General features: G+C 59.7%; 16 protein-coding genes, 5 tRNA genes and 1 pseudogene. 17 read left to right on the top strand and 5 right to left on the bottom strand.

Going from position 1 to position 22,738, the window contains the following annotated elements; translation table 11 throughout:
• Window positions 1-70: 70 nt before the first annotated feature.
• From hpnE to hpnC, 3 genes are read right to left on the bottom strand one after another with little or no spacing between them, the layout of a single operon-like run.
• Window positions 71-1,393: a hydroxysqualene dehydroxylase HpnE gene (gene hpnE, locus Q7T10_RS02430; protein ID WP_304745508.1), complete on the bottom strand. Its 1,323-nt coding sequence runs from the start codon at window positions 1,391-1,393 to the stop codon at window positions 71-73.
• A gap of 17 nt (window positions 1,394-1,410) precedes the next feature.
• Window positions 1,411-2,250 carry a presqualene diphosphate synthase HpnD gene (gene hpnD, locus Q7T10_RS02425; RefSeq protein ID WP_304745506.1) on the bottom strand — a complete coding sequence of 280 codons (840 nt, stop codon included), beginning with the start codon at window positions 2,248-2,250 and terminating at the stop codon, window positions 1,411-1,413.
• Window positions 2,251-2,260: 10 nt separating this feature from the next.
• A complete protein-coding gene (gene hpnC, locus Q7T10_RS02420) occupies window positions 2,261-3,136 on the bottom strand; it encodes a squalene synthase HpnC (RefSeq protein ID WP_304745504.1) in 876 nt (291 codons plus the stop codon).
• 179 nt (window positions 3,137-3,315) lie between these two features.
• Between hpnC and Q7T10_RS02415 the strand changes: the two genes are divergently transcribed.
• The 11 genes from Q7T10_RS02415 to Q7T10_RS02365 all read left to right on the top strand — a co-directional run bounded on the left by Q7T10_RS02415 (window position 3,316) and on the right by Q7T10_RS02365 (window position 14,463).
• Window positions 3,316-4,506, top strand: a complete 1,191-nt coding sequence (locus Q7T10_RS02415; protein WP_304745502.1) for an efflux RND transporter periplasmic adaptor subunit — start codon at window positions 3,316-3,318, stop codon at window positions 4,504-4,506.
• Between the two features lie 7 nt (window positions 4,507-4,513).
• Window positions 4,514-7,663: an efflux RND transporter permease subunit gene (locus Q7T10_RS02410; RefSeq protein ID WP_304745500.1), complete on the top strand. Its 3,150-nt coding sequence runs from the start codon at window positions 4,514-4,516 to the stop codon at window positions 7,661-7,663.
• 58 nt (window positions 7,664-7,721) lie between these two features.
• Window positions 7,722-7,808, top strand: a tRNA-Leu gene (locus Q7T10_RS02405).
• A gap of 81 nt (window positions 7,809-7,889) precedes the next feature.
• On the top strand, window positions 7,890-9,200 hold the full coding sequence (gene tig, locus Q7T10_RS02400) for a trigger factor (protein ID WP_304745498.1): 1,311 nt from the start codon (window positions 7,890-7,892) through the stop codon (window positions 9,198-9,200).
• Window positions 9,201-9,323: 123 nt separating this feature from the next.
• Window positions 9,324-9,944 carry an ATP-dependent Clp endopeptidase proteolytic subunit ClpP gene (clpP, locus tag Q7T10_RS02395; RefSeq protein ID WP_304745495.1) on the top strand — a complete coding sequence of 207 codons (621 nt, stop codon included), beginning with the start codon at window positions 9,324-9,326 and terminating at the stop codon, window positions 9,942-9,944.
• A 148-nt stretch (window positions 9,945-10,092) separates the two neighbouring features.
• Window positions 10,093-11,358, top strand: coding sequence for an ATP-dependent Clp protease ATP-binding subunit ClpX (gene clpX / locus Q7T10_RS02390; RefSeq protein ID WP_304745492.1), 1,266 nt, complete (start codon window positions 10,093-10,095; stop codon window positions 11,356-11,358).
• A gap of 122 nt (window positions 11,359-11,480) precedes the next feature.
• Window positions 11,481-13,922 (top strand): endopeptidase La, encoded by a 2,442-nt coding sequence (lon, locus tag Q7T10_RS02385; RefSeq protein WP_304745490.1) that lies wholly within the window; start codon window positions 11,481-11,483, stop codon window positions 13,920-13,922.
• 63 nt (window positions 13,923-13,985) lie between these two features.
• A tRNA-Gly gene (locus Q7T10_RS02380) sits at window positions 13,986-14,061 on the top strand.
• A gap of 33 nt (window positions 14,062-14,094) precedes the next feature.
• A tRNA-Gly gene (locus tag Q7T10_RS02375) sits at window positions 14,095-14,170 on the top strand.
• 45 nt (window positions 14,171-14,215) lie between these two features.
• Window positions 14,216-14,289: transfer RNA gene (locus Q7T10_RS02370), tRNA-Cys, on the top strand.
• Between the two features lie 80 nt (window positions 14,290-14,369).
• Window positions 14,370-14,463 (top strand) — tRNA-Leu (locus Q7T10_RS02365).
• Between the two features lie 167 nt (window positions 14,464-14,630).
• Here Q7T10_RS02365 and Q7T10_RS20770 read toward each other — a convergent pair.
• Both Q7T10_RS20770 and Q7T10_RS02355 read right to left on the bottom strand, forming a co-directional pair.
• A pseudogene (locus Q7T10_RS20770) lies at window positions 14,631-15,356 on the bottom strand (lipase secretion chaperone); the annotation flags it as partial.
• A gap of 154 nt (window positions 15,357-15,510) precedes the next feature.
• Window positions 15,511-16,428, bottom strand: coding sequence for a triacylglycerol lipase (locus tag Q7T10_RS02355; RefSeq protein ID WP_304745486.1), 918 nt, complete (start codon window positions 16,426-16,428; stop codon window positions 15,511-15,513).
• A gap of 482 nt (window positions 16,429-16,910) precedes the next feature.
• On the opposite strand from Q7T10_RS02355, the gene Q7T10_RS02350 reads away from it, so the two are divergent.
• From Q7T10_RS02350 to Q7T10_RS02325, 6 genes are all read left to right on the top strand, one after another.
• Window positions 16,911-17,546 (top strand): DUF6806 family protein, encoded by a 636-nt coding sequence (locus tag Q7T10_RS02350; protein WP_304745484.1) that lies wholly within the window; start codon window positions 16,911-16,913, stop codon window positions 17,544-17,546.
• Window positions 17,547-17,664: 118 nt separating this feature from the next.
• Entirely contained in the window at window positions 17,665-19,416 is a 1,752-nt protein-coding gene (locus Q7T10_RS02345; protein WP_304745482.1) for a GspE/PulE family protein, read from the top strand.
• A gap of 6 nt (window positions 19,417-19,422) precedes the next feature.
• Complete coding sequence (locus Q7T10_RS02340; RefSeq protein ID WP_304745480.1) at window positions 19,423-20,661, top strand: type II secretion system F family protein; 1,239 nt, start codon at window positions 19,423-19,425, stop codon at window positions 20,659-20,661.
• A 425-nt stretch (window positions 20,662-21,086) separates the two neighbouring features.
• On the top strand, window positions 21,087-21,515 hold the full coding sequence (locus Q7T10_RS02335; RefSeq protein WP_304745478.1) for a prepilin-type N-terminal cleavage/methylation domain-containing protein: 429 nt from the start codon (window positions 21,087-21,089) through the stop codon (window positions 21,513-21,515).
• Window positions 21,516-21,787: 272 nt separating this feature from the next.
• Window positions 21,788-22,309 (top strand): Tfp pilus assembly protein FimT/FimU, encoded by a 522-nt coding sequence (locus tag Q7T10_RS02330; protein WP_304745476.1) that lies wholly within the window; start codon window positions 21,788-21,790, stop codon window positions 22,307-22,309.
• On the top strand, window positions 22,296-22,736 hold the full coding sequence (locus Q7T10_RS02325; RefSeq protein WP_304745474.1) for a prepilin-type N-terminal cleavage/methylation domain-containing protein: 441 nt from the start codon (window positions 22,296-22,298) through the stop codon (window positions 22,734-22,736). Before Q7T10_RS02330 ends, Q7T10_RS02325 begins: the two co-directional genes overlap by 14 nt.
• The last annotated feature ends 2 nt before the right edge of the window (window positions 22,737-22,738 follow it).

The following is a 22,738-nucleotide window of genomic DNA, read 5'->3' as shown; positions in this document are numbered from 1 at the left end:
TCTGTGCATCGGATCATATAGATCAGGTCCGGCAGCCTGAAGGCGCAAATCGCAGAAGCCGGACGCGACCTCAGGCGCGTGTAATGTCTGTGCCAGGCCCAAGCGCTCTGACGGCTGCCAGGGCGCTGCGCACAGCCCCTTCCAGGGTGGCCGGATAGGGACCCGCCACATAGTCGCCGCAGACGGCCAGCCCCGGTGCAATCTGCGGGCCAGGCCGTTGCAGGCCCGGGGTGCAGGCAAATGTGGCGCGTTTTTCCACAACGGTTTGAACCGCTTGCAGACTCAGGCCCAGTTGTACCTGGGCTTGCCTGAGCACCTGCGCCTGCAAGGCCTCGCGTTCGCCCGCACTGGCGCTCACCACGAAGGCGAGCAGGCCGTGCGGTCCGCCCAGTTGGCCGCGGTCGAAGGCAAATTGCGCCGGAGCGGGGGTGGGTGCGGTGCTGTCGCTGCGCAGCGTCAGCATGGGGTGGGGCAGGGTGGCTCCCGGGCCCCAGGCATAGACGGTGGTGATGGCTTCAAATTGCAGGGCGCGGGTGATCCGGGTCCATTGCCAGATTTCATTTGCTATCAAAGCAGGAGCATCTTGCGCAATGTTTTCGAGGGCTCGGACTGCTTCTGATGCTGACGTGGCGATGATGACAGCATCAAAAGCTTCGCCCTGCACCTGCCACTGCGCACCCTGCGGCAGGACCGAGTCCGCCCGCGTGCCCAAACGCACCTGAGCGCCATGCCCGTCAAGCCACCGCACGGCAGCCTGGGGAAACAGTTCGGAGAGATCAACGCGGGGCAGCAACAGGTTGGAGCCGCCCTGCACGCCAAACAGCGCGTCCTTCATCACGCGCAGAAATACCTGTGCGCTGGCGCGATCGGCCGGCGTGTTGAGGGCCGACACACACAGCGGCTCGATCAGTTCCGCCATCACGCGGGGACTCAAGGCGTCGCACAGCTGTGCCACCGAGGTGGATGCGTCACACTGAAAACGCTGACGTTGCCAGCCCGTGGCGGCGCGCAGCAAGGACCATTTGTCGGTCATCGACCAGCCGCGTGCCGTCGCAATGCCTGCCAGCGCATCCAGCGGCGTTGGCCAGGCCGGAAACCGCAAGCCCTGGCCGTCGGGAAACAGCAGCATCATGGGCAGGCGCAGCAGGGCGTCTTCCGCTTGAACGCCGATCCGCCGCATCAGGTTCAGGGTTTCGACATAGGCCCCGATCAGGATGTGCTGGCCGTTGTCCAGCGTCACCGACGTACCGTCAGGCAAGGTGCCGTTCAGGGCCCTGGCCCGCCCGCCGATTGCGCGGGATGCTTCAAAAACGATAGCATGATGGCCTGCCTGCGTCGCCTCTACCGCGGCGGCCATTCCGGCCCAGCCGGCGCCAATGATGGCGATTTTCATCCGGTGATGCGCATGGTTCAGATGCGGCCCAGTGCCTGCACCTTCCACGCTAGCCACAGCTTGCGCAAGGGCGTGAGGCTGACGCGCTGGTGCAGCACCTGGAAGTTATCGCGCTCAATTTCTGTCAGCAGAGCGCGGTAGATGCTGGCCATCATCAGCCCGGGCTTCTGGGCACGGCGGTCGGCTTGCGGCAGCAGGGCCAGCGCCTCGTCGTACAGACCCTGGGCGCGCTGCGCCTGGAACTTCATGAGCGCGGTAAAGCGGTCCGAGTAGCTGCGCTTGAGGATTTCATGCGCCTTGACATCGAACTGCTGCAACTCGTTGACCGGCAGGTAGATGCGCCCGCGCAGCGCGTCTTCGCCGACGTCGCGGATGATGTTGGTGAGCTGCAGGGCCTGGCCCAGCTTGTGCGCATAGGCGGTGGTCTGGGCCTGCGTCTGGCCGAAGATGTTGGCGGCGACTTCGCCCACGATGCCGGCCACCAGATGGCAGTAGCGCTGCAAACCGGGATAGTCGAGGTAGCGCGTTTGTGCCAGGTCCATCTGGCAGCCTTCGATCACGGCCTGCAGGTGGCGTTGCTCGATTTTGTAGTCCGCAACGTGTGGCATCAGCGCCTGCATCACCGGGTGGCTGGGCTGGCCGGCAAAGGCCTTGGCCACCTCCGATTGCCACCAAGCCAGCTTGGTGCCGGCCACGCCGGCGTCCACCATCTCGTCCACCACGTCATCCACCTCGCGGCAAAAAGCATAGAACGCGGTGATGGCAGCGCGACGGGGTTTGGGCAGGAACAGGAAGGCGTAATAAAAGCTGCTGCCCGAGGCGGCGGCTTTTTGCTGGACATAGTGCTCAGGGGTCATCGTTGTATTGTCACATCCACAGGGCGCGCCACAGCATAACGGGCGCGTCCCACCATTTCAGGGTGGGGCGGGTGGACAGCGTGGCGTAGTGCAGGCCCTGAATCTTGTCCAGAATCCGCAGGCCACCTTGCACCACCAGGCGCAGCTCCCAGCCGGCGCGGCCCGGAACCTGGTGCACCAGGGCAGCACCTTCTTGCATGCGGGCCCTCGCAGAATCTACGCAGTTTGATATCAAACTGGTAGCAGATGGGGTTTGCCGGCAGGCCAGGATATCTGCTTGCACGACGCCAAACCGGGCGCAGTCTTCCTGGGTGAGGTAGTAGCGGCCACGCGGGATGTCGACGCTGAGGTCCTGCCAGAAGTTGATCAGTTGCAGGGCGGTGCAAATGTCATCGCTGAGAAGCAAGGCATGCGGATCGTTCACGCCGTACAGGTGCAGCAGCAGCCTGCCCACCGGGTTGGCCGAGAGGCGGCAGTAATCCAGTAACTCCGCCTCGTGGGCATAGCCTGCGCGGTCGCGGGACTTTGCCACGTCCTGCTCAAACGCGTCCAGCAGGTCATGCAAGGCCGGTACCGGCAGTCGGTGCGTCGACATAGTGGCCTGCAGCGGCCCGAACACCTGCGCCCAGCGCGGGCTGAAGGCAGTCTTGTTCTCACTGGCGGCGATCAGATCCTGCCGATAAGCCTGCAGCTCAAGCAGCCGCTGCGCTGGTGTGGCCTCGCCTTCATCGGCAATGTCATCGGCGGTGCGGGCAAAGTGGTAGATGGCGGCAATGGGGGCGCGCAAGTGGGCAGGGCACAAAAAGGAAGCCACCGGGAAATTTTCATAGTGCTCGACGGCGGAGGCAGTGGGCGAGGGCGTAGGGAGAGATGTGGGGCGCTGCATGGTGCGCCGATTTTGCCCGCAAGCGGCCGGCACGCAACGGCACGCCGCTGCGCTCTGCTGGATACGCCAGATTTCACCTCGTCGTATTGACAAGACTCAGTATTTACCCTAAATTACTAACCATTCGGTCATTAGCGCGCTTTTGACCAGTGTGCACTACCCATCCAGTCGTTTTCATCATGCTCATCAAGCCAATTCAAACGGGCGTAACGCTCATTGTGGCAACGCTTTTCCTGGTCGCTTGCTCCAGGCCCGCTCCGACAGAGGAGCCCATCCGCGCCGTGAGGGTCGTTACCGTGGGGCTGGACAACTTCCAGTCAGGGGCCGAGTTTGCGGGTGAGGTGCGTGCCCGCGTCGAGTCGCGGCTGGGGTTTCGGGTTGCCGGCAAGATCGTGCGGCGCCAGGCCGAGCCAGGCCAGCGGGTGAAGGTCGGGCAAGTGCTGGCACAGCTCGACCCGCAGGATTACAAACTGGCGGCTGACGCGGCACGCGCCCAGATGGTTACCGCTGCCACCAATCGTGACCTGGCAGCCGCTGACTTCAAGCGTTTCAAGGAACTGCGCGACCAGAATTTCATCAGCGGGGCTGAACTGGAGCGGCGTGAGGCCACCCTCAAAGCCGCTCAGGCGCAACTGGAGCAGGCACAGGCCCAGTTGGCAGGGCAGGGCAACCAGGCGTCCTACACCACGCTGGTGGCGGATGTCTCCGGCGTGGTGACTGCGGTGGACGCCGAGCCGGGCCAGGTGGTTGCCGCCGGCACCCCCGTGGTACGCATTGCGCAGGACGGACCGCGCGACGTGGTCTTTGCCGTGCCCGAAGACAGGGTGGCGCTGATCAAGACCGGCTCCGCTGTCGATGTGCGGGTGTGGTCTGCCAACACCACGCTCAAAGGGGTGGTGCGCGAGGTGGCGGCCAGCGCCGATCCGGTGACGCGCACCTTTGGCGTGAAGGTATCGCTTGACGCCAAGGACAATCTGGCGCTGGGCAGCACGGTGTCAGTGGTGCCGCAGGCGTTCGACCGCAGCGGTGTGCAAGTCATCAAACTGCCCACCAGTGCGTTCCGCCAGGACGGGAAATCGTCCGCCGTCTGGGTGCTGGATACCACCAGCATGACGGTCAGGCTGCAGCCGGTACAAATCGCGACCGCCGACGGCAATGACGTGGTCGTGTCGGCTGGCCTGCAGCCGGGCATCCTGGTGGTGTCTGCCGGCGTGCATGTGCTGTCGCCGGGTCAGAAGGTCACAATCTACAAGGAAAAAGGAGCTGTAGCCCCCGTCGTTGGTGCGCCGGCAGCTATTAATTTAGTAGCGCCTGTTCAACCAGGGGCGTCCGCTCCGGCGGCCCAGGCCAGCGCTGCGGCGACCAGGTAAGGCGGCCATGAACCAAGAACAACCCAAAGCGGGGTTCAACCTCTCCAAGTGGGCGCTGGACCACTCGGCGCTGACCCGCTACTTGATGATTGTGCTGATGGTGCTGGGGCTGGCGGCGTATTTCCAGCTCGGGCAGGATGAAGACCCGCCGTTCACCTTCCGCATCATGGTGGTGCGAACCTTCTGGCCGGGCGCGACTGCGCAGCAGATGGCCGATCAGGTCACCGACAAGATAGAGCGCACGCTGCAGGAAGTGCCCCGGGCGGACAAGATCCGCAGCTACTCCAAACCAGGCGAATCCACTGTCCTGTTCCAGGTGAAGGACTCGACCGGCGCCGCCGAGGTTCCCAATCTCTGGTACACCGTGCGCAAGAAGGTGGGCGATTTGCGCCAGAGCCTGCCGGGGGGCGTGCAGGGCCCCTTCTTCAATGACGAATTCGGCGATGTCTTTGGCGTGATCTACGCGCTCGAGGCCGACGGTTTTTCGGATGCCGAGGTCAAGTCATTTGCGGATGAGGTGCGCCAGAAGCTGCTGCGGGTCGCCGACGTGAACAAGGTGGAACTCTACGGCGTGCAGGACGAAAAGCTCTACGTCGAGATTTCGCAAAAACGCCTGGCCCAGCTGGGTCTGGACATGAACCAGGTGCTGGCGCAACTGGCTCAGCAAAATGCGGTGGAGGGCGCCGGTGCGGTGCAGACGCCGCTGGACGTCATTCAGGTACGGGTGGGCGGGCAGTTCAAGGCGGTGGAGGACCTCGCCGCCATGCCCATTCGGGGCGGCTCGGGCAACCAGCTGCGCCTCGGTGACATTGCCGAGATCAGGCGCGGCTATGTGGATCCGCCGTCGGTGAAGGTTCGCCATCAGGGCAAGCAGGTGATTGCCCTCGGTGTGTCCATGGCCAAGGGGGGTGACATCATTGCCCTGGGCAAGGCCCTCAAGCTTGCCACCGACAAGCTGGGCGCCACGCTGCCGGCCGGTATTCGCCTCGTCAACATTCAGGATCAGCCCGTGGCGGTGGCCAAATCGGTCAACGAGTTTGTGGGCGTGCTGATCGAAGCGATCCTGATCGTGCTGGCGGTCAGCGTCATCAGTCTGGGGTTGCACAAGCGCAGCGGCAGCACGCGCTGGTTCAACCGCTATTACGTCGATATGCGTCCCGGCCTGGTGGTGGGCATCACGATTCCGCTGGTGCTGGCAGTCACCTTTTTGGGCATGCACTACTGGGGCATCGGCCTGCACAAGATTTCGCTGGGCTCGCTCATCATCGCGCTGGGCCTGCTGGTGGACGACGCCATCATTGCCGTGGAGATGATGGTGCGTAAGATGGAGGAGGGCTATGACAAGGTCCGCGCCGCCACCTTTGCCTACGAGCTTACCGCCATGCCCATGTTGACGGGCACACTCATTACCGCCGTGGGCTTCCTGCCCATCGGCATGGCGAAATCTGCCACGGGTGAATACACCTTTGCGATCTTCGGCGTGACGGTGCTGGCCCTGGTGCTGAGCTGGCTGGTGTCGGTGTTCTTCGTGCCCTACCTGGGAACCCTGTTGCTCAAGGTCAAGCCCCACGATGTCGGGGACCAGCCTCATGAGCTGTTCAACACGCCGTTCTACAACACCTTTCGCAAGGCCGTGAACTGGTGCGTGGCACACCGCTGGATCACCATTGGCGTCATGCTGCTGACGTTTGCCCTTGGCATTGTTGGCATGGGTCGGGTGCAGCAGCAGTTCTTCCCTGATTCCAGCCGGCCCGAAGTGCTTATGGATGTGTGGTTCCCCGAGGGCACCTCGTTTGCGGCCAATGAGCTGACGGTCAAGCGCATCGAATCGCGTCTGATGCAGGAGCCGGGCGTGGAGAGCGTGAGCACCTGGGTCGGTTCCGGCGTGCCGCGTTTTTATCTGCCGATGGACGCCATTTTTCCGCAGAGCAACGTGTCGCAGTTCATCGTCCTGCCGAAAGACCTGACGCTGCGTGAGTCGCTGCGCATCAAGCTGCCCGCCATGATGGCGCAGGAGTTTCCGGAAATTCGGGCCCGGGTCAAGATACTGCCCAATGGCCCGCCGGTGGCCTATCCGGTGCAGTTCCGGGTGCTCGGCGGTGAGCCCCTGGTGCTGCGTGAACGCGCCGACGAGGTCAAGGCGGTGATGCGCGAGAGCAGCAACACGCGCGGGGTCAACGACAATTGGAATGAATTCGTCAAGGTGCTGCGTCTGGAAGTGGATCAGACCAAGGCGCGGGCACTGGGCGTCACCAGCCAGTCCATCGCCCAGGCGTCCAAGACAATTCTGGCCGGTACCACCGTCGGCCAGTACCGCGAAGGCGACAAATTGATCGATATTGTGTTGCGGCAACCGCTGGACGAGCGCAACGCCATCACCGACATTGCCAATGCCTATCTGCCCACGGCAAGCGGCAAGTCGATTCCGCTCACGCAGATTGCCAAACCCACGTTTGCCTGGGAGCCCGGCGTCATGTGGCGCGACAACCGGGATTACGCCATCACGGTGCAAAGCGATATCGTCGAGGGTCTGCAGGGTGCCACTGTGACCGCGGAGTTGTTGCCCAAGCTGCGTGCGCTGGAAGCTGCATGGAAAGCGAAAGGCCTGGCCGCCTACCGGATTGAAGTGGCCGGCGCGGTGGAGGAGAGCAGCAAGGGGTCTGCCTCGATTGTGGCGGGCATTCCCATCATGCTGTTCATCACGTTCACCTTGCTGATGTTGCAGTTGCACAGCTTCAGCCGCGCCATGCTGGTGTTCCTGACCGGGCCTCTGGGGATTGCCGGTGTCGCCGGTGCCTTGCTGCTGTCGGGACGGCCGTTCGGCTTCGTGGCCCTGCTCGGTGTGGTTGCCCTGATGGGCATGATCCAGCGCAACTCGGTCATTTTGATTGACCAGATCGAGCAGGACCGTGCCAACGGCGTGCCGGCGTGGGATGCCATTGTGGAGTCGGCCGTGCGGCGCTTGCGCCCGATCGTGCTGACTGCCGCCGCGGCTGTGCTGGCGATGGTGCCGCTGGCGCGCTCGGGGTTTTGGGGCCCGATGGCCGTCGCCATCATGGGCGGCCTCATCGTTGCCACGGTGTTGACGCTGCTGGCCTTGCCCGCGATGTACGCGGCCTGGTTTCGGGTAAAGCGGGAGACCGTCGCGGCAGGGTAAAATAATCGGTTGACCGATTTCATGGGGGTGGTCGGATAGACCGCCCCCTTTGTTTTTTGCGCGGGTGGCGAAATTGGTAGACGCACCAGGTTTAGGTCCTGACGTCCGCAAGGATGTGCGGGTTCGAGTCCCGCCCCGCGCACCACTTATGAGTATTTGCGGGACAGTTTGCCGCTGCAAGGCGGCAGGTTCTGTCCCCCATTGTTTGAAAATCAGGAGAACCACTATGGCTGTTAACGTTGAAACTCTGGAAAAGCTGGAACGAAAAATGACGCTGACCTTGCCGGTCGGCACGATCCAGTCCGAAGTTGAGTCGCGTCTGAAAAAGCTCGCACGCACCGTCAAGATGGACGGCTTCCGTCCCGGCAAGGTGCCAATGAACGTGGTGTCACAGCGCTACGGTTACTCGGTTCACTACGAAGTCATGAACGACAAAGTCGGCGAGGCGTTTGCCAATGCCGCCAACGAAGCCAAGTTGCGTGTGGCTGGCCAGCCCCGCATCACCGAATCGAGTGCCTCGCCTGATGGCGAGATGGCGTTTGATGCCGTGTTCGAGGTCTATCCGGAAGTCAAGATCGGTGACCTCACGACTGCCGAAGTTGAGAAAATCACTGCTGAAGTCACCGACAGCGCGATCGACAAGACCATCGATATCCTGCGCAAGCAGCGCCGCACCTTTGCCCAGCGTCCACAGGACGCTGCCGCCCAGGACGGCGACCGCGTGACGGTTGATTTTGAAGGCAAGATTGACGGCGAAGTGTTCTCCGGCGGCAAGGCTGAAGACTTCCAGTTCATCGTCGGCGACGGCCAGATGCTCAAGGAGTTCGAAGACGCAACCCGCGGCATGAAGTCGGGCGAAAGCAAGACCTTCCAGCTGGCTTTCCCTGCCGACTACCATGGCAAGGATGTGGCCGGCAAGACGGCTGACTTCATGGTCACGCTCAAGAAAGTCGAAGCCGCCCATCTGCCCGAGGTGAATGAGGCACTGGCCAAATCGCTGGGCATTGCCGAGGCCACGGTGGAAGGCTTGCGCGCTGACATCAAGAAAAACCTGCAGCGTGAAGTCAAGTTCCGCCTGTTGGCCCGCAACAAGCAGGCCGTGATGGATGCGCTGGTAGGCAAGGCCGAGCTGGACCTGCCCAACTCGAGCGTGCAAGCTGAAATCAGCCGCCTGCTGGAAGGCGCCCGCGCCGACCTCAAGCAACGCGGTGTCAAGGACGCCGACAAGGCGCCGATTCCCGACGACGTGTTCCGTCCTCAAGCCGAACGCCGTGTGCGTCTTGGCCTGGTGGTCGCTGAACTGGTTCGCTCCAACAACCTGCAAGCCAAGACCGAGCAGATCAAGGCGCATATTGAAGAATTGGCTTCCAGCTATGAAAAGCCGGAAGACGTCATGCGCTGGTACTACAGCGACAACAACCGCCTGGCCGAAGTTGAGGCCATTGTGATTGAAAACAACGTGACCGAATTTGTGCTGGGCAAGGCCAAAACCACCGAAAAGACGGTGTCATTTGACGAGTTGATGGCGCAGAACTAGCGGTAAAGCCGCTTGTGGTGCGGCTGTAATGGGGCTTGTGCGGGGCTTGTAGTCCTGCATCCAGGCCCCATTTTCTTTGTGGCGCATATTTTTCGGTAAAGTACCGGCATATTTGGAGACAACATGAACGTGCGATTTGGTGCAATGGATACGCAGGCCCTGGGTATGGTGCCCATGGTGATTGAGCAATCAGGTCGCGGCGAGCGGTCTTATGACATTTACTCACGCCTGTTGAAAGAGCGCGTGATCTTTCTGGTCGGCCCGGTGAACGACCATGTGGCCAACTTGGTGGTGGCGCAGTTACTGTTTCTGGAGAGCGAAAATCCGGACAAGGATATTTCTTTCTACATCAATTCACCGGGCGGATCGGTCAGCGCCGGCATGGCAATTTTTGACACAATGAACTTCATCAAGCCGCCGGTGTCTACTCTCTGTACTGGCATGGCGGCCAGCATGGGCGCGTTTTTGCTGGCAGCAGGAGCTAAAGGAAAGCGTTTTTCTTTGCCAAACTCCAAAGTCATGATTCACCAGCCTTCGGGTGGCAGTCAGGGCCAGGCGACCGAGATTGAGATTCAGGCGCGTGAGATTCTGAAAACGCGTGAGCAACTGAACAAAATCCTGGCTGAGCGCACCGGCCAGCCGCTGGAGCGTATTGAGCGGGACACCGAGCGCGACTATTACATGTCCGCTGATGAATGCAAGGAATATGGCCTGATCGACCAGGTCATCTCGAAGCGGGCATAACAACGCAGCGTCGCTGGGGCGTAAAAACGCGGCGGCGTCAGCGTGCAGGTTGGGGCGGTCTCGCCCTGATCACGGTGCTTTCTCTCGCAGACGGCACCGTTTTTATTTGGGTATCATTCGGTAACATTCCGAAAAGGGCGTAGTTCACATGGCCGAAAAAAAAGGCTCCTCCAGCGAAAAGACTCTTTATTGTTCTTTTTGCGGCAAAAGTCAGCATGAAGTCAAGAAACTGATTGCTGGCCCATCGGTATTTGTCTGTGACGAGTGCATTGATCTTTGCAATGAGATCATCCGCGATGAATTGCCTGCTAGTACCGAGGCGCGCAACGCGAACGGTGAACTGCCAACACCATCCGAGATCAAGGCCAATCTCGACAGTTACGTCATTGGCCAGGAGCCGGCCAAACGAACCCTGGCCGTCGCGGTCTACAACCATTACAAGCGCTTGCGGCACAAGGAAAAAGCCAAAAAGGACGATGTCGAACTGGCCAAGAGCAACATCCTGCTCATCGGCCCGACCGGCTCGGGCAAAACCTTGCTGGCACAAACACTGGCCCGCATGCTGGACGTGCCCTTTGTCATGGCCGACGCCACCACGTTGACCGAAGCCGGTTACGTGGGCGAGGACGTTGAGAATATCGTGCTGAAGCTCTTGCAGAGCTGCAATTACGAAGTCGAACGTGCGCAACGTGGCATTGTCTACATTGATGAGATCGACAAGATTTCCCGCAAATCGGATAACCCGTCCATCACGCGTGACGTGTCCGGCGAGGGTGTGCAGCAGGCCCTGCTCAAACTTATCGAAGGCACCATGGCCAGCGTGCCACCGCAAGGCGGGCGCAAGCACCCCAACCAGGATTTTGTCCAGGTCGACACCACCAACATCCTGTTCATTTGCGGTGGTGCATTCTCTGGTCTGGAGAAAGTGATCGACAACCGGACTGAGTCTTCAGGTATTGGATTCGGCGCCTCGGTCAAAAGCAAGGAACAACGCAGCCTGACCGAAGTCTTCAAGGACGTTGAGCCGGAAGATTTGATCAAGTTCGGCTTGATCCCTGAGTTGGTGGGGCGCATGCCTGTGGTGGCAACACTGGCTGAACTCAGTGAAGATGCCTTGGTGCAGATTCTGACGGAACCGAAGAATGCGCTGGTCAAGCAGTACGGCAAGCTGTTGGCCATGGAGGGTGTTGATCTTGAAATTCGCCCCTCGGCACTGAAGGCGATCGCCAGGAAAGCGCTGGCCCGCAAGACCGGGGCCCGTGGCCTGCGCTCGATTCTTGAGCAGGCATTGATCGACACCATGTACGAGCTTCCCAATACCACCAACGTCGACAAGGTCGTGGTGGATGAGACCACAATCGACGAGAACAAGCCACCTTTGCTTGTCTATCGTGAGGCGGCGAAGAAGGCTTGATTTGGGCCGTCTTTGCAGGCGTTTACTCCATCTTGAGGCGCCTGGACCCGGTCAATAATCATTTGCGGGTTGAAAATCCGCGATGACGATCCATATTAAACAGGTAACGAAAAGGACCCCTTATGTCTGGTCATACCCCACTGCCTGCCACACCTATTGATTTGCCACTGCTGCCCCTGCGCGATGTGGTTGTTTTTCCGCATATGGTCATCCCGCTTTTTGTGGGCAGGCCCAAGAGCATCAAGGCGCTTGAGGCGGCCATGGAGTCCGAGCGCCGCATCATGCTGGTAGCGCAAAAAGCCGCCGCCAAGGACGATCCACTGGTAACTGACATGTTTGATGTCGGCTGTGTTTCGACCATCCTGCAAATGCTCAAACTGCCCGACGGCACGGTCAAAGTGCTGGTTGAGGGTCAGCAGCGCGCGCGCGTCAACAAGATTGAAGAAGGCGAGCTGCATTTTTCCGCCAATGTCACGCCGGTGGAATCTGTTGCCGAGCCGGAGACCAAGCCGCGCGGAAAGGCCAGTGAAATCGAGGCTTTGCGCCGCGCCGTGATGCAGCAGTTTGACCAGTACGTCAAACTCAACAAGAAGATTCCCCCCGAGATTCTTACCTCCATTTCAAGCATTGATGACGCCGGACGTCTGGCCGACACCATTGCAGCGCATTTGCCCCTGAAGCTCGACAGCAAGCAGGCTGTGCTGGATCTGGCGGGTGTCAAAGAGCGTCTTGAAAACCTGTTTGAGCAGATCGAGCGGGAAGTCGACATCCTGAATGTCGACAAGAAGATCCGTGGTCGTGTCAAACGGCAGATGGAAAAGAATCAGCGCGACTTTTACCTGAACGAACAGGTCAAGGCCATCCAGAAAGAACTGGGTGAAGGCGAAGAAGGTGCCGACATCGACGAGATCGAGAAAAAGATCAAGTCCGCCAAGATGCCCAAAGAGGCCCTGAAGAAAGCAGAAGCCGAGCTCAAGAAGCTCAAGCTCATGTCACCCATGTCGGCGGAAGCGACCGTGGTGCGCAACTACATTGATGTACTGACCGGCTTGCCTTGGGCGGCCAAGACCAAGATCAAGCACAACCTGGCCAATGCCGAGAATGTGCTGAATGAAGATCACTATGGCCTGGACAAGGTCAAGGACCGTATTGTTGAGTACCTTGCTGTGCAGCAGCGGGTCGACAAGGTCAAGGCGCCGATTCTGTGCCTGGTCGGGCCTCCGGGCGTAGGCAAGACCTCGCTGGGGCAGTCCATTGCCAAGGCCACCGGGCGCAAATACGTGCGCATGGCGCTGGGTGGTATGCGCGATGAAGCTGAAATTCGCGGCCATCGCCGTACTTATATCGGTGCGATGCCAGGCAAAGTGCTGCAAAGCCTGTCCAAGGTCGGAACGCGCAACCCACTGTTCCTGCTGGATGAAATCGACAAGCTGGGAACCGACTTCCGGGGCGATCCATCCAGTGCCCTGCTGGAGGTGCTGGACCCGGAGCAAAACCACAAGTTCGGTGACCACTATGTCGAGGTTGATTTTGATTTGAGCGACGTGATGTTCGTGGCGACCTCCAACTCCATGAACATTCCGCCGGCCTTGCTGGATCGCATGGAAGTGATTCGCCTGTCCGGTTACACCGAAGACGAAAAAACCAGCATTGCCGTCAAATACCTGTTGCCCAAGCAGTTGAAGAACAACGGTGTCAAGGAAGAAGAATTGCTGGTCAGCGAAGAGGCAATCCGGGACATCGTCCGTTACTACACCCGTGAGGCGGGCGTGCGTTCGCTGGAACGCGAACTCTCCAAGATTTGCCGCAAGGTGGTGAAAGGCCTGCAACTCAAGAAGATGGTGCCGCAGGTGAAGGTAACCGGCGACAACCTGAATGATTATCTGGGTGTTCGCAAGTACAACTACGGTCGTGCCGAGCAACAGAATCAGGTCGGGCAGGTGGTTGGACTGGCGTGGACTGAAGTCGGTGGCGATCTGCTGACCATCGAGGCCGCCATGATGCCCGGCAAGGGCGTGATCACGCGCACAGGTTCACTGGGCGATGTGATGAAGGAATCGGTTGAAGCCGCGCGCACTGTCGTGCGTAGCCGTTCGCGTCGTCTCGGCATCACGGATGAGTTTTTTGAGAAAAAGGATATTCATATCCACGTGCCGGACGGGGCCACGCCCAAGGACGGTCCCAGTGCGGGTGCCGCAATGACCACCGCCTTTGTCTCGGCCATGACAGGTATTCCGGTGCGGGGCGATGTCGCGATGACCGGCGAAATTACGTTGCGCGGTGAGGTGACGGCCATTGGCGGCCTGAAGGAAAAGTTGCTGGCGGCTTTGCGGGGTGGCATCAAGACAGTGTTGATTCCGGAAGAGAACGCCAAGGACTTGCAGGACATTCCTGAGAACGTGAAGAACGGACTTGAGATTGTGCCGGTGCGCTGGATTGACAAGGTGCTGGAGATTGCCTTGGAGAGAATGCCAACGCCCTTGCCAGAAGACGAGCCAGTGGTGGCTGCGGCGGCGGCAGCTACGGTGCCGGCTCCTGAGCAGGCCGGGTCGGTTAAACACTGATTGCTTTTCAGCCCAGGCTTCCAAAGGGCCTGAATAAATGCGATATAATCTGAGGCTTGAAACGCGGGAGTAGCTCAGTTGGTAGAGCGCAACCTTGCCAAGGTTGAGGTCGAGAGTTCGAGACTCTTCTCCCGCTCCATTATTCAAGATGGAGTTTCATTTTTTAGTTTTTGCGGGACTAGCTCAGTTGGTAGAGCGCAACCTTGCCAAGGTTGAGGTCGAGAGTTCGAGACTCTTTTCCCGCTCCAAATTCAAAAAGGGAAGCTCGTGCTTCCCTTTTTTGTCAGAAAAGTGGCGCGATAGCAAATCGGTTATGCAACGGATTGCAAATCCGTCTAGCCCAGTTCGACTCTGGGTCGCGCCTCCAGGAATTCCGGTTGAATTCTGGCTGCAAAAGCCTCGCCAGTTGAACTGTCGGGGCTTTTTTGTTTCACAATGGACAGTCGAGCCCGGGTGGTGGAATTGGTAGACACATCGGACTTAAAATCCGCCGCTTTCCTGCATAAGGGGCGTACCGGTTCGATTCCGGTCCCGGGCACCAACATACAAAATATCGCAGCAGCAACAACCGTGCATGGTTGCGATCAAGCGCTGCCTGTCCTCGACGGCCTCTACTGCTCGTAAGCCGCCAGGCGACGCCGCTCCTCCGGGGGTGAATTGGGACTGCTGCAGCTGGGTCAAGGCGAGTTGACGCGTTGAATCGGGCGCATCTGCATGTGCTTGCAGCAGTCTGCTGCGTTCGTTCAAGTAGATGGCGATGCGGCTCTTCCATGCCTGTTCCTCCCGGTCAACCTCGGCCAGTCGGGACGCCGCCTGAGGATCGAGTTCCTTGGCACGCATGCGATAGACCTCATCGTCGTTGGCTCCCTTGGCGCGCATCGCCTGCGCCATCTGCTCGATTCTGACTACCACCCGGCTCGCGTCTCGCTCGTTGCGCAGGGCCGCGGGCATGGCGTCATCAAGAGCTGTGAGTTGCTCCTTCTTCTGCGCGTCGCTCAAATTGGGGTTCTGGCTGATCTCCAGCCGGGCCACGGCATCCATGTCGTAGGCATCGTCAAAACCAAACATGCCCTGTGTTTCCTGTGCGCTGAAGAAGCCAGAGCGCAGATCCTGCATGGCCATCAGGCGTCGGCGGATGGCCTGCACGCCAGAGCCCGCCAATTCAGGTTTTTGCTCCAGCGCGACCAGTTCACGTTTGAATTCCAGGTACAGGGCCAGCAGCCTCTTGGCCTCACGCGCTTGGTTCGCTGGCAGACGGCGCTCCAATTCACTGCTGATCTGCTGCGTGATCGCTTCAATGCTTTGCTCGCCAACCGCGCTCAAATAGTAGTCAAACAGGCGTTTGAGTTCAGGGTAGGCGAGGGGGGCGGTTGGTCCGTGCTGTTGGCGGCCTTGCAGCGACCGCAAGTCGCCGTCGGGCACGGTGTCTTGCATGGAGCGGACGAACGCAGAGTTCGTTCGCTCTGCGGCGTCGACAACTGGCGCCATCTCCGTAGCTTGGTCCTGCCATATCACCAGCCCCGCCGCCATCAGGGCCAGGCCGAGCAGGCCCAGGCTGACGCGGGTTCGGCTCAGCCTCATGCTCGCCCTACAGGCCCAGGTTCTTTAGCCGGTTGGCTTGTTGGCGGTACAAGGTGACCGGGTTGGTCTCGAACAGGTTGACCAGTCCGATCGTCTGATTGACTTCGTCCATGTGGTTCATCGCGTAGTCGTCGCGAATCACACGACCCAGGCGTGTGGAGCAGCTGGCGACCAGTCCGTCATTCTTGGCGCCGCCAAAGGCCAGCGAGGTGAGGGCCAGTGCCGGGTCCATGATGTCGAACACATTGGTGTAGGCCTTGGCGCCGCTCCAGGAGAAGTAGGAGACGCCGCTCACTGAATACGCACCTTCGCCACACGCGGTGGTCGGTACGCCCTCAGGATGGGCCAGGTTGAACTTGAGCGAACCCGCCGTGCTCAAGGACTTGGCGGCCTCCAGAGAGTTCTGTGACTGGCCCGAGCCGCCAGACAAAAAGCTGATGATGGAGGCCAAGCCATTGGTGACCGACACCAGCACCGTGTTGGAAAGCGAGCCGGGAGGCGCCACACCCAAAATCACATCAGCTACGGCGGAACCCTGGTTCACCCCGCCCACCGACGTCACCGATGCCACCAGGTCCGGACGCACTGAAGCGACGTAGCGGGTGGTGGGGCCGCCGTGGCTGTGCCCGATCAGGTTCACTTTGGTGGCGCCCGTGGCGGCCAGGATCTGTTTGACCTGGGTGAGCAACTGCTCGCCGCGCATTTCGGTGCTATTGGCGGCGGAGACCTGCGCCACGTACACCTTGGCGCCATCTGCGCGCAATGCCGAAGGAATGCCATACCAGTAATCCACGGGACCGATGTTGTCAAAGCCGAACAAGCCATGCACCAGCACGATCGGGTATTTGGTTTGGGTGTAGCCAGCCGCCCATGAGGAAGCAGGCGAAAGGGCCAGGGCCAATATGCAGGCGCCTAGCCAGGTCATCAAGTTTTTCTTCAAAATAGTCTCCAACTGAACCGCAAGGTCCAAAAGGTTGAAAGGAATCTGTCTGAATTGCCAGTACGACCTCTGGGGTGTGGGCGCTGTCGGTTGATGACCTTCTGCTGGTTGCTTGTGTCAGCCGGCTTGAGTCGAAATAGCACGATCGTGCGTTTTTCGCAGGTTAATGCTCGATGCATTTTTTGTCATGCTGGTAAACCCGGGTTGGCCGCCCGGTTGAAGGTGCCGGCCCCATCCACGGCGGCACTGGATGTCAATGGCAGGCCCGAAATTTCAGAGTGGTTTCGGGTAATCGGGTGCGAGGCACACCATGGCACAATCAACTATTACGTGTCAAAACCTCAACAAGCAGGGGGCACTTTGGAAAATGACGGTACTTTTGACGGTGTTTTTCAGACTCAACTCACGGAACCTAGAATCCATGCGAGGTAACGCCTCTTTTTTGGTTCAAGACCCGCTCATTATTCATGCCACGCTATAACGCTCCTTTTGAGATCCATGTTCATGGCCAGGTGGCCCTGCGCGCCGATGTTGTTTTCGAGCAGATCCAGGATGCCCTCAAACCGCTGTGGAAGTATGCCGGTGCGCGTTCATTGGCCGATGCGGCCAGCAGTTCCTACGAAGACGAACCCGGCATCAAATTTGATCCTCAGGAGCACTTGTTGCAGATGTGCTGGACTGTGGCGGGTGACGACGATTTTCGCCAGGTGCTGGATGAAATGTGTATGAACCTGAATGAGCTGGCGCAGGCGGGCGCAGCGATCGAGGTCACCTTTTATGACGCCGAGTTTGACGATGAAGACGAAGAGTCGGACTCCGAGTCTCGTGACGACTTCGTGATGCTCTTTGTGGGGCCAGACCCTGCGGCCATCATGCAGGTACAGCGCGATTTGCTGGTGCAGGACGTCATCAACATGATGGAGCGCCATTTTGATGGTGCTGAGCTGGGTGGCGTGGTAGCTGAAATCGACAAGTTGTTCGGCCAGCGTTTTGATGATCTGGTGAGTTCGCTGCAGCTTGGGAAACCTCCGCGCGGCTCAGGCGGCGGCGGTCACGGTGGTGGGGGGCACGGGGGCGGGCGCAAGCCCCGTCATTTGCATTAGCGTTTCGGGCCTGCCGCGGTGGCTGCGCCGATCACTTTTACTCGAAAGTGGTCTCTGCCCCGTCATTCTTGCGCAACGTGCTATCATTTTTGAAGTTTTTTAGCCCAAGGAACGGCCCATGAACATGGCAGCAGCCTCTCCCGTGCAGACCAGCACAGCCCCCGTGCCAGGTCGGCCCGAGAAATTGCGGCTGGGCGATGTGCTGGTGCAACAGCGTCTGATTTCGCAGGAGCAACTGCAGCAAACACTTGAGCTGCAACGGCAAACCGGCAAGAAGGTCGGTCGGCTGCTGATTGAAACCGGCATCATCACCGAAGAGCTGCTGGCCAATGGCCTCGCGCGCCAGTTGCGCATTCCGTTTGTCAACCTCAAAACCTTTCCGTTTCGTGCCGATGTCGTGAGGCTTCTGCCCGAGTCGGCGGCCCGGCGTTTTCGTGCCCTGGTGCTGGAAGACAAGGGCGACAATTTGCTGGTGGCCCTGGGTGACCCGCTGGATTTGTTTGCCTTTGACGAGTTGACTCGCCTGCTCAAGCGCTCGATTGCCATTGCGGCCGTGCCTGAAAGCCAGTTGGCGCTGGCGTTTGACCGCCTTTACCGCCGCACCGAAGAAATCAGCGGGCTTGCCCGGGCGCTGGAGAAGGACCTGGGCGACGCGGTTGACTTCGGTGAACTCACGGCGACGGTTGGCATCGAGGGCGCACCGGTGGTGCGGTTGCTGCAATCGCTGTTTGAAGATGCAGTGCAGGTTGGCGCGTCGGATGTGCACATCGAACCGCAAGAAGCGGGGCTGCAAATACGCGTTCGTGTGGATGGCATATTGCAGACCCAGACGCAGGCTGACAAGCGCATTGGCGGCGCGCTGGCCCAGCGCCTCAAGTTGATGGCGGGGCTTGATATCTCTGAAAAGCGTCTGCCGCAGGATGGCCGTTTTAGCGTGCGGCTGAAAGAGTACACCATTGATGTGCGCCTGTCCACCTTGCCCACCACCTACGGCGAGTCGGCCGTGATGCGTCTGCTCAATCAGGGCGCCGCCATGCGCCGCCTCGACAGCATCGGTATGCCCGACGAGATGCTCAAGCGCTTTCGCGAAGTGTTGGGGCGCAGCGCAGGGCTGGTGCTGGTCACCGGGCCAACGGGTTCAGGCAAGACAACCACTTTGTACGCCGCACTGGCTGAAATCAATGCCGCCGAGTTGAAGGTCATCACCGTGGAAGACCCGGTGGAATACCGTTTGCCCGGCATCACCCAAGTCCAGGTCAACGACAAGATCGAGCTCACTTTTGCCCGTGTCTTGCGTTCCACCTTGCGGCAAGACCCTGACGTGATTTTGGTGGGCGAAATGCGGGACGCCGAAACCGCGGAAATCGGCCTGCGCGCCGCCATCACGGGGCACCTGGTGTTGTCCACCTTGCACACCCGCGATGCGATCAGCACACCGTTTCGCCTGCTTGACATGGGGGTGCCGCCGTTCATGGTCGCGACCTCGCTGCAGGCGGTCATCGCCCAGCGGCTGGTGCGCCTCAATTGCATTGAATGCAGTGAACTCCATACGCCCAGCCCCCAGGAACAGGCGTGGCTGAACACCATGCTTGAAACCGGGGCGGAGGTGTCGCCCAAGCGGGGCCGCGGTTGCTCGGCCTGCAACGGTACCGGTTACTCGGGTCGGCAAGGGGTGTATGAGTTGCTTGAAATGGATGCTGTCCTTACCCAGGCTGCCTCCCGTTCTGATCCAGCCGCGTTCATGCGCACAGCGCGCGAGCGGATGAAGGGGCACACGCTGGCCCATCATGCGCTGCAGCTCGTGCGCGAGGGCCGCACCTCGCTCGCTGAAGCGTTGCGCATAGGTTTCGACGTGGATGAACAGGAATAACCCCTAATGGCTGTCTATGCATGGCGTGGGCGCAACGCCCGGGGGGAAGCAGTCGAGGGTCAACTGGAAGCCTTGAGCGAAGGCGGCGTGGCTGACCAGCTTCTGTCTATCGGCGTGGCGCCTGTTCACATCGCTATTGCAGTTGCGAAAACGGAGAGCAGCGCAGACGGCTGGCTGGCGCGTCTGAGCCGCAAGCCGCTGGTGGTGGAAGACATTTTGGTGTTTTCGCGCCAGATGTACACGCTCAACAAAGCGGGTGTACCCATTTTGCGGGCCTTTGCCGGACTGCAGGCCTCGGCCACCAAGCCCGCCATGGTGGAGATGCTCAAAGACATACGCTCAAGCCTGGACCAGGGACGCGAGTTGTCGGCGGCCATGGCGCGCCACACAGACGTGTTCGGCGCCTTCTATATTTCCATGATCAGGGTCGGGGAAATGACGGGCCGGCTCACCGAGGTGTTCTTGCGTCTGAACGAACACATGGAGTTCGAGCGCGATGTGCGCGAACGCATCAAGCAGGCCATGCGCTACCCCATGTTCGTGATGATCGCCATGGCCATCGCAGTGGTGATTCTCAACATATTCGTGATTCCGGTGTTTGCCAAGGTGTTTGCCGGCTTCAATGCCGAGTTGCCCATCATCACACGCGGTCTGCTGGCTTTCTCGGGCTGGATGCTGGCCTGGTGGCCCTTGTTGCTGGCGGCCGCCATTGGTGCGGTGGTGGTGATACGTGGCTACCTGCGCACGCCTGAGGGGCGTTACCGGTGGGACGCCCGCAAGCTCAAGCTGCCCATCGTGGGGGACATTGTCTTGAAAGCCACCCTGGCGCGCTTTGCCCGCAGCTTTGCGCTGTCCAGCCAAAGCGGTGTGCCGCTGGTGCAGGCGCTCACCGTGGTGGCGCAGACCGTGGACAACGCCTTTATAGGCAGCCGCATCGAGCAAATGCGCGATGGCATTGAGCGCGGCGAGAGCATCTCGCGCTGCGCCGCCGCCACCGGGGTGTTCACGCCCGTGGTGCTGCAAATGATCTCGGTGGGTGAAGAAACCGGCGAGCTCGATTCGCTGCTGTTTGAAATCGCCGGCATGTACGAACGTGAAACCGACTACAGCATCAAGGGCCTCTCCGCTGCCATTGAGCCCGTTTTGCTGGCGGTCATTGCCGTTCTGGTACTGCTGCTGGCGCTGGGGGTGTTCCTGCCGCTGTGGAACCTGGGCCAGGCTGCTACGGGCAAAGGTGGCGGTTAGCGGACGGGCGTGGCGTCGGCGCAACGCAATTCTCTCGAATTGCGTCAGCGCCGCCTGGTGAATTTCCTCGGCGAGCGGACCTTGACCGAAGTGATGGCAGCCCCGGCCGCAAGTTGCATCCTCAATGTGGTTTGCGCCTGCGTTGGCCACAAGCCGGTTTGTGCCCAGTAGTTCAATCCCTCCAGTGGCGACCTCATGGCCTGATGTCAAAGGCGCGTGGACAGCCAGGCGTTTGCCGGTGAGTGGAAAAGAGCCCCATGTCGGACATGACAATGTGATGAATGAACAGTTGTTGGATGAGATAAGCGGGCTCTTATCTGTCTATTTCGTGATTTAGTTCATACACTTAGGCCGCAAACTTCACGCACAACCAGATGTTGCAGGACTAAAATTTGGCTGTCGATGAGTCGTTGGTGTGACGTTAGGTGCTGAATGAACTGTTCAGACCCGATTTTTATTATTTTTACAAGGTGAACTACATGAAACAAGTACAGCGCGGCTTTACTTTGATTGAGCTGGTGATGGTGATCGTGATTTTGGGTGTGCTGGCTGCGGTCGCGATCCCGAAGTTTGTGGATCTGAAGGGTGATGCCCGGGCAGCCGCCTTGGCAGGTGTGGCAGGTGCTCTGAATTCGGCGGCTGCGATCAACTACGCTGCGCGAAGCGCCAAGTCCACCAATGGCAACGCCGTAGCGAACTGCACAGACGTGGCAACCGCAATGCAAGGTGGGGTTGTTCCTTCTGACTATGTCATCACTGCCGCTGCTGTAACGGCCGGTGCATCGGTGTCCTGCACGCTCAGTACCGTTTCTACCCCTGTCCTCACGACCACCTTCACGGCGATCGGTATTTAATGGGTCGCTGAGTCGATTGTGTTGATATTCGTTGGCACGGTTGGATTCTGACTGGGTGGGGATTTTTCCAAACTCCCAGTTTTCAACAGCGCTGGCGTGAATACGCGAGGGTTTCATCATGAAGCCCTCGCGTTCTTCTTTGTGACAACTCTGCGGCATACGATTTTTGGGAAAAAATTTTGAGACGTTCTTTGTACTAAAAATGCCGATAGCCCCCATGAATATTGCATTGATAGCTACTAAATAGATAGCAATAGAGCAACCTGACAGCCATGAGCGTTCATCACCGCGTCATTGACGAGATGCCTTGGCAAGCAGGCCGAAGATTGCCTCAGCGTGGTTTTACGCTGATCGAACTGGTCATGGTCATCGTCCTGCTCGGCGTGCTGGCTGTGTTTGCCGCGCCTCGCATTTTCAACAGCAATGATTTCAACGCCCGAGGCTTTCATGACGAGACCCTCGGGTTTTTGCGTTACGCGCAGAAGACGGCGATCGCACAGCGGCGTACCGTGTGCGTGACGTTCTCGGGCACCGCCGGCGCATCGCTGGGCGTTGCCTCTGCACCTGCCACGCCGACCTGCGACACGGCATTGCGCGGGCCCAGAGGTGATAGCCCGGGAGCCATCACAGCCAAGGGAGGTGTCGCCTACAGCGGCGCGCCAACCAGTTTCAATTTTGATGGCCTGGGGCAACCGGTCAACGCGGCTGGTGTCCTGGTGGCTACCCAGACCATTCAGATCGCCAATGCAGCGAGCGTCATTGTGGAAGCTGGAACGGGCTATGTCCATGACTAGGTCACGGCACCAGGGCTTCACGCTGATCGAACTCATCATCTTCATCGTGGTGGTGTCTGTGGGGCTGGTTGGCATCCTCCAGGTGATGGACGTCACCGTCAAATCCAGCGCCGATCCCATGGTGCGCAAGCAGGGCATGGCGCTGGCGGACTCGATCCTGGAGGAAATCCTTCTCAAGAGTTACGACGACCCGGACGGGACGAATGTCGGTGAAACGGGTCGGGTGGATTGGGACAACGTGGCCGATTTCAACGGAAAGACCAATGCGGATTTTGCGCCGTTACCGCCTGCATTGGCGTCTTACGCGATCGGCATCACGGTGGTGGACGATGCGGTGACGCTAGGCATTGCCGCCAAAAGAGTGACGGTGACCATCAGCCGTGGTGCAGAAGTCATCGGCATGACCGGTTACCGAACCAACTATTAGCC

This window comes from Rhodoferax sp., assembly GCF_030646845.1.
Lineage (GTDB): Bacteria > Pseudomonadota > Gammaproteobacteria > Burkholderiales > Burkholderiaceae_C > Rhodoferax.
This window is presented reverse-complemented; position numbering and strand designations above follow the sequence as displayed.

Coding starts and splice junctions, on each gene's coding strand:
- hpnE (WP_304745508.1), bottom strand. CDS start 1,393: ATGAAAATCGCCATCATTGGCGCCGGCTGGGCCGGAATGGCCGCCGCG.
- hpnD (WP_304745506.1), bottom strand. CDS start 2,250: ATGACCCCTGAGCACTATGTCCAGCAAAAAGCCGCCGCCTCGGGCAGC.
- hpnC (WP_304745504.1), bottom strand. CDS start 3,136: ATGCAGCGCCCCACATCTCTCCCTACGCCCTCGCCCACTGCCTCCGCC.
- Q7T10_RS02415 (WP_304745502.1), top strand. CDS start 3,316: ATGCTCATCAAGCCAATTCAAACGGGCGTAACGCTCATTGTGGCAACG.
- Q7T10_RS02410 (WP_304745500.1), top strand. CDS start 4,514: ATGAACCAAGAACAACCCAAAGCGGGGTTCAACCTCTCCAAGTGGGCG.
- tig (WP_304745498.1), top strand. CDS start 7,890: ATGGCTGTTAACGTTGAAACTCTGGAAAAGCTGGAACGAAAAATGACG.
- clpP (WP_304745495.1), top strand. CDS start 9,324: ATGAACGTGCGATTTGGTGCAATGGATACGCAGGCCCTGGGTATGGTG.
- clpX (WP_304745492.1), top strand. CDS start 10,093: ATGGCCGAAAAAAAAGGCTCCTCCAGCGAAAAGACTCTTTATTGTTCT.
- lon (WP_304745490.1), top strand. CDS start 11,481: ATGTCTGGTCATACCCCACTGCCTGCCACACCTATTGATTTGCCACTG.
- Q7T10_RS02355 (WP_304745486.1), bottom strand. CDS start 16,428: ATGACCTGGCTAGGCGCCTGCATATTGGCCCTGGCCCTTTCGCCTGCT.
- Q7T10_RS02350 (WP_304745484.1), top strand. CDS start 16,911: ATGCCACGCTATAACGCTCCTTTTGAGATCCATGTTCATGGCCAGGTG.
- Q7T10_RS02345 (WP_304745482.1), top strand. CDS start 17,665: ATGAACATGGCAGCAGCCTCTCCCGTGCAGACCAGCACAGCCCCCGTG.
- Q7T10_RS02340 (WP_304745480.1), top strand. CDS start 19,423: ATGGCTGTCTATGCATGGCGTGGGCGCAACGCCCGGGGGGAAGCAGTC.
- Q7T10_RS02330 (WP_304745476.1), top strand. CDS start 21,788: ATGAGCGTTCATCACCGCGTCATTGACGAGATGCCTTGGCAAGCAGGC.
- Q7T10_RS02325 (WP_304745474.1), top strand. CDS start 22,296: ATGTCCATGACTAGGTCACGGCACCAGGGCTTCACGCTGATCGAACTC.